At 42.1% G+C, this 12,481-nt stretch carries 11 protein-coding genes; 2 read left to right on the top strand and 9 right to left on the bottom strand.

Annotated elements, in window-relative coordinates:
- Positions 1-28: 28 nt before the first annotated feature.
- The 6 genes from T546_RS0112830 to T546_RS0112855 all read right to left on the bottom strand — a co-directional run bounded on the left by T546_RS0112830 (position 29) and on the right by T546_RS0112855 (position 5,651).
- Positions 29-1,318, bottom strand: a complete 1,290-nt coding sequence (locus tag T546_RS0112830) for an ATP-binding protein (RefSeq protein ID WP_026891952.1) — start codon at positions 1,316-1,318, stop codon at positions 29-31.
- Positions 1,319-1,378: 60 nt separating this feature from the next.
- The gene (gene pheA, locus T546_RS0112835) at positions 1,379-2,515 is read right to left on the bottom strand and encodes a prephenate dehydratase (protein WP_026891953.1); all 1,137 of its coding nucleotides are present in this window, start codon (positions 2,513-2,515) and stop codon (positions 1,379-1,381) included.
- Positions 2,516-2,531: 16 nt separating this feature from the next.
- Positions 2,532-3,299, bottom strand: a complete 768-nt coding sequence (locus tag T546_RS0112840; RefSeq protein WP_026891954.1) for a lysophospholipid acyltransferase family protein — start codon at positions 3,297-3,299, stop codon at positions 2,532-2,534.
- 54 nt (positions 3,300-3,353) lie between these two features.
- Positions 3,354-3,824, bottom strand: coding sequence for a putative ABC transporter permease (locus T546_RS0112845; RefSeq protein ID WP_026891955.1), 471 nt, complete (start codon positions 3,822-3,824; stop codon positions 3,354-3,356).
- A gap of 44 nt (positions 3,825-3,868) precedes the next feature.
- Positions 3,869-5,380 carry a cardiolipin synthase gene (gene cls / locus T546_RS0112850; RefSeq protein ID WP_026891956.1) on the bottom strand — a complete coding sequence of 504 codons (1,512 nt, stop codon included), beginning with the start codon at positions 5,378-5,380 and terminating at the stop codon, positions 3,869-3,871.
- Between the two features lie 91 nt (positions 5,381-5,471).
- Complete coding sequence (locus tag T546_RS0112855; protein ID WP_026891957.1) at positions 5,472-5,651, bottom strand: DUF4250 domain-containing protein; 180 nt, start codon at positions 5,649-5,651, stop codon at positions 5,472-5,474.
- Between the two features lie 128 nt (positions 5,652-5,779).
- Here T546_RS0112855 and T546_RS0112860 point away from each other — a divergent pair, with 128 nt between their 5' ends.
- Positions 5,780-6,784, top strand: a complete 1,005-nt coding sequence (locus T546_RS0112860; protein WP_026891958.1) for an asparaginase — start codon at positions 5,780-5,782, stop codon at positions 6,782-6,784.
- 409 nt (positions 6,785-7,193) lie between these two features.
- On the opposite strand, the gene clpB is transcribed toward T546_RS0112860, so the two are convergent.
- Positions 7,194-9,782 carry an ATP-dependent chaperone ClpB gene (gene clpB / locus T546_RS0112865; RefSeq protein WP_026891959.1) on the bottom strand — a complete coding sequence of 863 codons (2,589 nt, stop codon included), beginning with the start codon at positions 9,780-9,782 and terminating at the stop codon, positions 7,194-7,196.
- Between the two features lie 224 nt (positions 9,783-10,006).
- Here clpB and T546_RS0112870 point away from each other — a divergent pair, with 224 nt between their 5' ends.
- Complete coding sequence (locus tag T546_RS0112870) at positions 10,007-10,543, top strand: glucan-binding protein (RefSeq protein ID WP_026891960.1); 537 nt, start codon at positions 10,007-10,009, stop codon at positions 10,541-10,543.
- Between the two features lie 153 nt (positions 10,544-10,696).
- On the opposite strand, the gene T546_RS0112875 is transcribed toward T546_RS0112870, so the two are convergent.
- Both T546_RS0112875 and T546_RS23500 read right to left on the bottom strand, forming a co-directional pair.
- Positions 10,697-11,674 carry a Gfo/Idh/MocA family protein gene (locus T546_RS0112875; RefSeq protein WP_084326374.1) on the bottom strand — a complete coding sequence of 326 codons (978 nt, stop codon included), beginning with the start codon at positions 11,672-11,674 and terminating at the stop codon, positions 10,697-10,699.
- Between the two features lie 36 nt (positions 11,675-11,710).
- On the bottom strand, positions 11,711-12,352 hold the full coding sequence (locus tag T546_RS23500) for a class B sortase (protein WP_051629807.1): 642 nt from the start codon (positions 12,350-12,352) through the stop codon (positions 11,711-11,713).
- Positions 12,353-12,481 lie beyond the last annotated feature (129 nt).

The raw sequence follows: 12,481 nt of genomic DNA on the forward strand, positions 1-12,481 counted from the left end.
AAATCCAGGTAAAATCTTACAACTTTCTTCAAATTTCTTCCCTTTTTCCTAATATATGAGTGATGAACTGACTGGCCGTTCTTCCAGATAGACCTCCATGCTGAAGTTCCCATATATTTGCCTTGGCATAAAGCTCTTCCGGCTGTATCCCCAGATCATAACGGTCTGCCAGCTCCTTTACGATATTTAGAAATTCTGCTTTGTCCGGAGAGCCATAATAGATGGTAACGCCAAAGCGGGCAACCAAAGAAAGCTTTTCCTGGACGGTGTCATTGTTATGTAATTCATCATCCAGTTGTCTCTTATCGCTGAACTTCTCCCGTATCAGATGGCGGCGGTTGGAGGTGGCATAAATCAACACATTGCCCGGCCTGATTCCAAGTCCTCCTTCGATGATCGCTTTTAGATACTTATATTCCAGCTCCGTATCCTCAAAGGATAAATCGTCCATATAGATGATGAACTTGTAATTCCGGTCCTTTAACTGCTCCTGAAGCTTTGAAAGCATCTGAAACTGGTGTTTGTAGACTTCTATAATTCGGAGGCCTCTGTCATAATATTCATTTAAAATGGCTTTGATGCTTGAGGACTTGCCTGTACCGCTGTCCCCAAATAAAAGTACATTGTTTGCCGCCTTCCCATCTAAAAAAGCTTCTGTATTTTCCACAAGCTTCTGCTTCTGGCGCTCATATCCAATGATGTGAGAGAGGCGTACCGGTTCTATATTGGTGATGGGAAGGATTTTAAGCTCCGCTCCCTCGTCTTCGATTCGAAATGCCTTATTTAAGGCAAACTTTCCCACTCCGAACCCGCGGTAGAAGTCAGTAACTGCTTCTTTAAATTCCTGCACATCTAAAGTGCTTGAAAGTACAGCAGCAAGTGACAGAATCTGATCCCTGGTCTCACTGTCATAAACTCCATTCCCTTCATCTGGAGCCTCATAGCTTTTTAAGGCTGACCAGATACTTAAGCCGGAACTCCCATCTAAAAGGCTTAAATCATACTGAAACAGCTCCCGGAAGATGGAAAAATCATGGACTGCCAGTTCATTTAATGTGCCTTTTATAGGCCCGGTGATTTCACAGGCAGTGCTGTATGGGTTTTCATGGTTTACCAGGCATAATGTTAAAAAGCAATGCCAAAGATTCCCATGAAACCCATAAACAGACGCTATCTGGGTCAGCCGTCCGGCGCAGGCATAGGAATCCGGCATTGCTTTTTGAGACTCCTCTCCTGAATGGGAAATGAGTGCTGCAATCTGGTCAAAAAGTTCTCTAAATTCGAAATTGCGGTAAAGGATCAGTTCCTGGGATTTCATAAATTTCCTCCTCATGTAAAGTTTAAGTCCGGTCTGAATCAGACCGAACTTTAAATGTACTTAATAATTTCCTAAAATTCTTACATTGCGTCCTTCCTCACAAATGCCCTTTAAAGCATTCTGAATGGATGCATGGCTTAAATTCCCTTCAATATCTACAAAGAACCGATACTCCCAGTTTCTGCCCGGGACTGGTCTGGATTCAATCATGAACATATTGACTCCGTTATAGATAAAGTTACTTAAAATATTATAGAGGGAACCGCTTTTATGTGGAAGCTCAAAGCTTAAGCTTATCTTTCCTGCCTCCTCCTGGTATACCGCTTCCCTGGAAAGAATGATAAACCGGGTGGTATTATTTTTGTTGGTGTTTATCTGAGGTCTTAATACCTTAAGCCCATAAAGCTCTCCAGCGGTCTCACTGGCTACGGCTGCCTGGGTAAGGTCTCCTTCTTCAATGACTTTCTTTGCCGCCACTGCTGTATTTTCAACGCTGATCTGTTTCCAGCTACGGTTAGAATTAAGAAATTCCTGGCACTGCATCAATGCCTGAGGGTGAGAAAATACGGTCCTGATATCCTTTTCCTCCGCTCCAGGCAACCCTAAAAGCGCATGATTTACGGTTAAAAAGGTTTCAGCCACAATGTAGTTTTCGTATTTCATTAACAGATCATAATTATCCGTGACAGCACCTGCAGAGGAATTCTCAATGGGAAGTACGGCATAATCAGCATTCCCAAGCTCCACTTCTTTCATGGCGTCATCCCATGTGGATACATGATACAGGCTGGCCCCATTTCCAAAATAATTTAAGGCAGCTCCATGGCTGTAAGCACCTTCCACTCCCTGATATACCACTCTTACTCCGTTTAGCTTTAAATTCTTTACTGGCCGAAAGGAATGATTGGCCTTAAGCCCGTTTTCAGCCATTTGCTTATACTGATAATTCCGGCTGATGGTCATCATCTGGGTGAAAAGCTCTCTGACTGCCTGCTTTAAGAACTCCCCTTCCACCATTCCGGTCACTGAGTCTATCTTCTGCTGTTCCCGCTCTCCGTCATAGACCGGCTTTCCAGTGCCGATCTTAAATTCTGCCACTTCCCTGCACAGCTCCATGCGTTTCTCAAAAAGGGCTACCATCTCCTGGTCAATTCCGTCAAGCTGTTTTCTGATTTCCTGCAAGTCTAAATTCTTCATAGGTCTTATTTTCCCTTTATCCGTTGTATGATGATTCCTGGCTGCTCACTTGTCCCAACTGTTCCTTAATCATATCCTTAATCCGCTTTTCGGCATAGGCTCCCGGAAACTTACGAAGCTCAGGCTCCAGCTCCTTTAAATAGAAAGGCTCGCCAAATGTAATGGTCACCTTAGACGGCCGGATAAAAGGAAGGTGCTGTTCAAAGACCTCCGCAGTTCCGGTCATTGCTACGGGGATCACTGGACAGCCGCTTTTCTCAGCTATTTTAAGACTTCCTTCCTTAAAGGACAGAAGTTCCGTGGGATCTTCATTTTTGTTTCTGGTTCCTTCGGGAAAGATCCATACCGATACACCATGTTTCACTTGTTCGATTCCTGTAAGAATGGTTTTTAAGCCTTCTTTCAAATTCTTCCGGTCAAGAAATAAACAGTTCACATATTTCATCCAGGTTGAGAGGAGTGGTATTTTTTCCATCTCCTTTTTGGCTACGAAACCCATAAGGCCCGGAACCGTTACATAGCCCACCAGAATATCAAAATAGCTTCTGTGATTTCCCACATAGAGAACGGCACGGTCCGTTGGAATATTTTCTTTTCCATTAACAGTAACCTTCACACCTGCCATAAAGAGAAGTGCTTTAAAAACTCCCCGCACCACTGCGATACTCTGCTCATCTCTTAAGCGGGGATTCTTCTTTCCTGTCATCCATTCAAAAAGGATTACCGGAATACTGAAAATCAAAAATAATATGACTGTTGCTGCTACTAAAATAAAACGTATCATAGATCTCGTCCTCCATTTCATCTATTATATAAAATGGTGACTTTAATTACAATACTACCTCCATCTCTTTTTTGTGATTTGTTCAAACAACAGTCCTGTGAAAAACCAAAGAGGTGCAAAATCCAGACGGATCAGCCCGTCAATGTTAGTGCTCCGCCCCGTATAATCCCAAGGACAGATTCCTGTGCTCCTTAAGAATGTCCCTGCGATATATTCGGCTAAAAAAATAAGAACCATATAAAGGAATCCATGCCGGATCGCCAGATCTGCAGGCCTTGCAGAAAGTCTCTGCCCCGGGCTCACCCACTGGTCAATGATACCTCCAATTGGCCCAAGGAGTGCTCCTAAGCCGTAAATTGGAAACATTAACAGAGAAGTCTGTCCCATGAGCCGCCAGTCATGGCGTAATAAAGATTCCGTCGAGGTAAAAATAACCTCCAGGCACCAGCCTGTCATTCCGCATTTGCAGAAGTTAATGGGTAATTGTTTGATATCGATTTTTGTTAGTGTCTTCATAATCTTCATTATGCGCCGGTTCTTTTAAAATTATGTTCGGCGAAAAATGAATTCTATAAAAGAGGAGACAAAAGTCTGCTGCCCTGTTCCTTAATCCGGATAACGATACTTCTTTCTCCATAACTCTCTCTTGTGATTTCCTTGCACACCTTAAGATCTTCTATAAACAGTGCCTCCAGCTCCTTCGTTGTCTCTTCATCATAAATGACTGCATTGACTTCAAAATTAAGCTCAAAGCTTCTGATATCCATATTAGCCGTCCCAAAGGAGCTGACCTTTCCATCGGTCATCACCCCTTTTGCATGAAGGAAGCCATTTTCATACGTATAGCATTTGGCTCCTGCCGAAAGGAGGTCCCCTACATAGGAATAAGAAGCCCAGTAAACAAATGGATGGTCTGGTTTGCAGGGTATCATAAGTCTTACATCAACCCCGGATCTGGCTGCAATGATCAAAGCAGAAAGTACCGCATCATCGGGAACAAAGTAGGGAGTCTGAATATAAATATGATCCTTTGCCTTTGAAAACAGCCGGATGTAATTATCCCGAATCTGTCTGTTTCCTGCATCAGGGCCGCTGGCTATGATTTGAATTCCAAGCTTCTTCTTTTCCCGGCTTAGATCAACCACACCAAGGCATTCTAAGCAGTTACCGTCATCACTTTCACAAAAATACCTCATGTGCTTAAACAGATTTTCCCCTGCTGCATAATTCCAGTCCAGGGCAAACCGAATCTGAAGGCTTAAAACAGAACCGCCGCTTAGCTTTAAATGAGTATCCCGCCAATAGCCGAATTTAGAATCCTTGGAAATATATTCCCGCCCGATGTTAAAGCCTCCCACATAGCCAACTCTGTTATCTATAATTACGATTTTCCTGTGATTTCTATAGTTGACCCGAAGCTGCAGACGACCCAAAATGGGAGGGAAAAAGATTCCCACTTTAACGCCATTATCCTTAAGGACTTTCCATTTGGATTTTCCCATAAAACGGCCGCCCATTCCGTCGCATAGGATTCGAACCTCAACCCCTGCCTTTGCCCGCTCAATGAGAATAGGAATGATGGAATCAAACACCTCATCATCCTTTATGATATAATATTGCAGGTGAATAAATTGGGTAGCCTGGGAAAGCTCCATTCTTAAATCACTGAATTTTTCTTCTCCGTCTGTAAATATGGTGACCTCATTGTCCACGGTAAGAACGGAACCAGAGGTTTCTAAGTTATAATACACCAAATCCGAATAATCACGGGATAAGGAGGTTACCAGACTCATATCATTGTTTCTTAAAAATTCTTCCTGATTCTTTATGGAATACCGCATTCGATCCTCTATCTCTTTTACACGGAACATCTTATTCTTTCGCATATCCTGCCCCAAAAGAAGATAAAAAAGAATCCCAAATACGGGAATAAAATAAAGGGCAAGAAGCCACGTCCAGACGGCCTTTGGGTCTCTGCGCTGAAAAAAGACAATAATGATGGAAAGAACCAGATTAATATAGATTAAATGCGTCATCATCCACTTCCACACTTCCACTGCCTGCATTCCTATGGTCTGCATGAAAATCCCTCCTGTCTAAATGGTTTTTTCCAAAAAGGGCCACCGCATCAGCGACGACCCAAAGCCATTCCCTTTCGGGAAATATCCCAGTTTATATAAATTGATTTTTCTCTCTATTATAATGATAATCTATGGAATTTAAAGTATGGATAATATCCTCTTCCTTAATTCCAAGACTCTGACAGCAATCCTTTAGCGAGGGATAAAAGTCTCTTAACTGAGTGTTCATATAGCTTAATAAGATAACCGGGTCCTTTGGTATATTAGTCATGAATTTTCTCCTGCCTCTTAATTATATATGATTTTAGCATAGTTATCCTTACTTTTCAATAAATGGCCTGTACGAATGGAAAAAGAAGTGCTACAATCTTGTTCAGAATCTTGCAGGAGGTAATCTCAATGAAAAAAATACTAATGCTGGGCACAGGTGGGACCATAGCCTGTAAGCGTGGCGATTCCGGACTAAAACCCCTTTTAACTTCCAATGAGCTGCTCTCATACGTTCCGGATGCCAAAGAATTCTGCCAGGCCGACAGCCTGCAAATTTTAAATATCGACAGTACCAATATGCAGCCCAAACACTGGCTCATTATCTCGAAAGCCATTGAAACCCATTACGAGGACTACGACGGCTTTGTCATCTGCCACGGCACTGACACCATGGCTTATACCGCGGCTGCTTTGTCTTATATGATTCAGAATTCTCATAAGCCCATTGTGATTACCGGTGCGCAAAAACCCATAGATATGGAAAATACAGATGCCCGCACCAACCTTTTCGACAGCCTCCGTTTTGCAAGCGATGACAGAGCCCATGGGGTGACCATCGTTTTTGACGGCAAAGCCATAGCCGGGACCAGAGGTAAAAAGGTGAGAACCAAAAGCTATAACGCTTTCTCAAGCATCAATTTTCCGTATATTGCGACCATTCAGGATGGCCATGTTATATTTTACCTTGATGACAAAAAAACATACTCCGGCAAGCTCCATTTTTTTCATGATTTGAATCCAAATGTGGCTCTTATGAAGCTGATCCCTTCCATGGGCGCCCATGTCCTTGATTATATGGCGGAACATTATGATGCCGTTATCATTGAATCCTTTGGTGTCGGCGGTCTTCCCTCCTATGATTCCGGTGATTTTTATAATGCCATTGAAAAATGGATCTCTCTTGGGAAAACAGTGGTCATGACCACCCAGGTGACCAATGAAGGCAGCAATATGTCCGTATACGAGGTGGGACATTCCATAAAGAAGGAATTCGGGCTTTTAGAAGCTTATGATATGACTCTGGAAGCAACGGTTACTAAGCTTATGTGGATTCTTGGCCAGACGGAGGACCAGAAGAAGATTCGTGAAATGTTCTACCAGACGGTTAACAGGGATATTCTTTGGAAGTCTTAAGCGGTTGAGAGAAAATGAGGTTTTCTTTTAATGAGATGGCTGTTATTTAATATATCTATAAATATGATTTATAATAGATTGCAGGCTGCTGCGTAGTGCACCGAACATTGCAATTGCATGTGTCTCTACATTCGCATGTGCATAGCAAGCATATAGTATGACATAAAGGGGCTGACCATAGAATTTGTGTGTATGTGTTTGTGTTTGTGCATGTTTTTGTGCATGTCCATGTTTTTGTGCATGTCCATGTGTTTGTGCATGTGTTTATGCATATACATATGCGGGACACATGCGTGCGCACGTCTTCCCATGTTTTCATATGAATGACATAGATATAAAATTACCCCTATACAGGACTTTTATAATGATTGGTCCTATATAGGGGTAAAATTTTATGGGAGAAGTTTGACTATTCCAAGTAGGCTATTAGCTTGCTGCCATCCTCAGAGGCGTCAACTACGATGAGATCACCTGCTTTTATCTCGTCACCAAGAATTATTTTAGCTGCCAGTGTCTCCACGTGCTTTTGGAGATACCGTTTTAATGGACGGGCACCGTATGCTGGATCATATCCCTGATCGACTACGATATTTTTTGCAGGATCTGTAAGTTCAATTTTTAGTTCACGATCCTGTAACCGTTTATTTAAATCCATCATGAGCAGATCAATGATTCCGGTAATATTTTCCTTGCTCAAAGGCTTAAATAGAATGATCTCATCCAGACGGTTTAAGAACTCGGGACGGAAATGACCTCTTAGCTCATTCATTACCATTGCTTCTGCATTTCCCATGATTTCTCCATTTTCATCAATTCCGGAAAGCAGGTACTGGGATCCGATATTGGAAGTCATGATGATAATGGTGTTCTTAAAGTCCACAGTCTTTCCTGTAGAATCTGTAATCCGGCCATCGTCTAATACCTGTAAAAGCACATTGAATACATCAGGATGAGCCTTTTCCACCTCATCAAACAATACCACAGAATACGGTTTTCTGCGCACAGCTTCCGTCAGCTGGCCTCCCTCATCATAGCCTACATATCCAGGAGGAGCTCCAATTAAACGGGATACGGAGTGCTTTTCCATATATTCGCTCATATCAATTCTGACGATGTTATTTTCATCATCAAATAAGCTCTCAGCCAATGCCTTTGCAAGCTCTGTCTTACCAACTCCCGTGGGTCCTAAAAACAGGAAAGAACCAATGGGCTTAGTGGGATCTTTTATTCCAGCCTTGGAACGGATGATTGCCTCCGTCACTTTAATCACGGCCTCTTCCTGGCCGATGACACGTTTATGAAGCTCATTATCCAGATGAAGCGTCTTGTTTCTCTCACTTTCCGTCAACCTGGATACTGGAATCCCAGTCCATTTGGATACGATTCTTGAAATCTCTTCTTCCGTCACATTTTCATGAACAAGACTGAGGTCCTGATTTTTTACCCGTTCCTCTTCCTCTTCCAAAGCTTTTTGAAGCTGTGGGAGCTTTCCATACTGAAGCTCTGCAGCCCGATTTAGATCATATTTTTGCTGGGCATCCTGAATCTCCCGGTTTAAGCTCTCTATCTCTTCTCTTAAAGAGGACAAACGATCTACGGAAGCCTTTTCATTTTCCCACTGGGCCTTCTGAGATGCAAATTCATCATGAAGCTCGGCAAGTTCTTTCTGAAGCTCCGATAAACGGTCCTGGCTTAAGCGGTCGGTTTCTTTTTTCAGAGCTGCCTCCTCGATTTCCATCTGCATGATTCTTCTGGATAACTGATCAAGCTCTGCAGGCATGGAATCAAGCTCTGTCTTAATCATGGCACAGGCTTCATCCACCAGGTCAATGGCCTTATCCGGTAAAAACCGCTCACTGATATACCGGTCGGACAAGGTAGCAGCTGAAACAAGGGCTGAGTCTGTGATCTTTACCCCATGGTAGACCTCATACCTTTCTTTTAACCCTCTTAAGATAGAAATGGTATCCTCGACCGTAGGCTCATCTACTGTGACCGGCTGGAACCGCCGCTCCAGAGCCGGATCCTTTTCAACGTACTGACGGTATTCATCAAGGGTCGTAGCACCTATACAATGCAGCTCTCCTCTTGCCAGCATTGGCTTTAACATATTTCCTGCATCCATAGAGCCTTCTGTTTTACCGGCTCCCACAATGGTGTGAAGCTCATCAATAAAGAGAACAATCTGTCCATCGCTCTTTTTCACTTCGTCAAGTACAGCCTTTAGACGCTCCTCAAATTCACCTCTGTATTTAGCACCTGCAAGCAAAGCACCCATATCCAGTGCAAACAGTTTTTTATCCTTTAAGCCTTCCGGCACATCACCCCGGACAATTCTCTGGGCAAGCCCCTCTACCACTGCAGTCTTACCAACTCCAGGCTCACCAATAAGAACTGGATTATTTTTTGTCTTTCTTGATAAAATACGGACTACATTTCGAATCTCGCTGTCCCTGCCTATGACAGGATCCAGCTTCTGGTCCCTGGCTCGCTCTACCATGTCATAGCCATATTTATTTAGGGTATCATAGGTAGATTCCGGATTATCACTCACTACCCGCTGGTTTCCCCTGACAGTGGAAAGTGCCTGTAAAAAGCTTTCCCTTGTAATTCCGTAGCTTCTTAACAGCTCTTTCACAGCCCTTGATGGTTGCTTTAAAATGGCAAGGAATAAATGTTCTACAGAGACATATTCATCTCCCATTCCCTTTGCCTCATCCTCGGCACTGATTAAAACCTTATTTAAGTCATTGCTGATATAGAGCTGACCTCCGCTTACTTTAGGAAGCTTTTGAATCGCTTGAACCGTCTCATTTAAAAACTGTTCTTTTTGTATGTTCATTTTCGTAATAAGCTTTAAGATCAGGCTGTCTTCAATGGTAAGTAAGCTGTAGAGCAAATGCTCCTGCTCGATTTGCTGGTTTCCATATTCGTAGGCAAGCTTCTCGCAGCTTTGCACGGCTTCCATGGATTTTTGTGTAAATTTATTAATGTTCATAATAGCTTCCTCCTCTTTCCCGACATAAATAGAAGCATTGTTTTTTGTTCTATATGTAATATAACAAACCATTTTTAAGGTGTCAAGATATTTTCCGTAAAATTCGAAAGGATTTCAGTCGAAAACCTTACGGTTCACTAACCTGCATTGTATTTTATACTATCATCACTTATAATCGTAAATAATAATTCAATTATTACGAAAGTCAGGAGGTTACTGTCCTTATGAAAACAATTCAACGCCAGCTTATTATGCGCTCCATTGTGGCAATGACCGCCCTATTTTTATTTCTCCTTGCAGGCTCCAGCCATACCTTGAGCTTCGCCCATACAAAGGATGAATCCGTTTATATCTCCGGCCAGTGGGTCCAGGACGAAGTGGGCTGGCGCTTTGTCAATTTTTGGAATTCTTCTTCCCCAGCAGGTACATGGGCAGAATATCAAGGATATTCCTATTATTTTATGGACAATGGATACATGGTGACCGGATGGAAATATTTAAACAGCCACTGGTATTTCTTTAGCAAAGAAAAAGGCAAACAGGAAGGTTCTATGGTAATCGGCTGGGTATACGATCCTGATTATAACGGTTGGTTTTATACTAACGAGTATGGTATCCTGTCTACCGGCTGGCATAGAATCAACGGATCCTGGTACTATTTTAACCAGAACCAGGACGGAGTACTCGGACTTATGGCTACAAACCGAATGGTGGAAGGATCTTACGTGGATGCCAATGGCCGTATGAATGAGGTTCGTTGATAGGTTATAGCGCGATTTATAACTATAGTCAAATTGGGTTGATTTCTGGTTCAATAATAAAAAAGGCTGCTGAAAGTAAGTATTTATACTGGAGCTTGCAGGGGATATCTGCAATTAAGCTCTGGTATTCATCTTACTTCAGCAGTCTTTTTGTTATTCAAATGGGTAACGTAATCCCCACTGATTTCTAAGCTCATCCATGATCTTCATAATATCAAGGGTCGTCTTATGAGGCATTTGCGGACATTCTGTCCAGCCATTTTTTATAGCCTCCGCACTGGCCGTAATCTGATATTCATAACCTGAAATCTGCTCAGGTCTTTCATGAGTCTCAATCACTTTTCGATCCTTATCATAAACCTTGATGGACTCAAAATTATTGATATTCTCAATCACCATGTATCCTTTTGTTCCATAAATAATACCCTGGCGGTCTGAAAGAACCTGCAAAGAGCTGTTTAAAATGGCCATTTTCCCGTCGGGATAACAAAGTGTAATGCTGTTTTGTGCATCCACTCCGGTTTCAGTCTTTATTACACTGGACTTTATATCTGTAACCTCATCACCAAATATGAGAGAAGCAAAATTTATAGTATAGACGCCTACATCAAGAAGCGCACCTCCGGCAAGCTCAGGCTTTATCAAGCGGGGTTTATCAGAAACCAGATAGCAGAGATTGGCCGTAAGTGTCATAGGCTCCCCAATAACACCAGAATTTAGGACCTCTTTAATAGTCTTAGCCATTGGCATGTATCGCACCCACATGGCTTCTGTGATCAGAAGCTTCTTATCTTCTGCCATAGTAATCATTTCTTTCGCCTGCGCCACGTTGGCTGCAAATGACTTTTCACAAAGAACATGCTTCCCATTTTCCAGACATAGCTTTGCATGATTGCAATGTTCTGAGTGAGGTGTTGCAATATAGACCAGCTCAATTTCCGGGTCTTTTACCATCTCCTCATAAGTACCATAAGCCTTTTTAATGTAAAAACGTTCTGCAAATTCCTGGGCTTTTTCCAAACTTCTGGAAGCAATGCCAACAAGCTCAACTTCAGGCATTTTTACCATCGTATCAGCTAATATAGAGGCAATTCTCCCTGCTCCTATAATTCCAATTTTTATTGTGTCCATAGCTTTGACCTCCTTGTATTTTTAACTATACAATTGCTAATCATTAGTATAGCATATCAAAGCAGCCTGTACAATCATTCGTTCCATTGATCCATAGCAGGTTGATAAGGTGATTAAGCCATCGTTGGAGGTTGGCAAATAGGACGTCTCATACATGGAGCTACTTTTCATCTTATGGATAAATTCTGTTTTTTCCGATGGTAGTAAAAATTCTGATTCATAGCATGTAAGATCAGTTTCATTTCTGATTTGGATAGAATAGATAACTGCCTTATACCATTTGTCCTTGTAATGTAGTTGGATTATACTGTGAGATTTATAAAATTCCGGCTTCATATATCGCTTTAAGTCTGCAAACATAGTTCCGTCCTTCATATTATGGCCGAATATTACCGTATTCCCTTCTCCTGGTTCAGGCGCGTCCTCTTGAACAAATAAGCAGCCACTTGGGTTTTTAGTTCGCATAAAGGTGTGATTTAAGTAGTAACCTGGCTGTTGGCTTCTTGTTACCGGATAATCAATGGCCGTCCCCGGTATGGATAACCACATGAGGTAATCTGGATTGATTTCAATGGGCGATTTATAACTGGATTCTGTATTAATGGTTGGATTTTGATTGTCAGATTGAGGGCTCCAAATGGTTTGGCTCAGATTTGAGTATTCTTTATTGGAGGACATATATAGATTTGCTTGATTTGTTAGTTTTATTGCAGAGATAAGAAATGCAGAAAACCAGAATGCTAATAGGCATATTTTGAGCGGTCTGAGATTTTTTACTAAATTCAATAGCTTGTTATTTGAAAGTTG

Source organism: [Clostridium] aerotolerans DSM 5434 (assembly GCF_000687555.1).
GTDB classification, from domain to species: domain Bacteria; phylum Bacillota; class Clostridia; order Lachnospirales; family Lachnospiraceae; genus Lacrimispora; species Lacrimispora aerotolerans.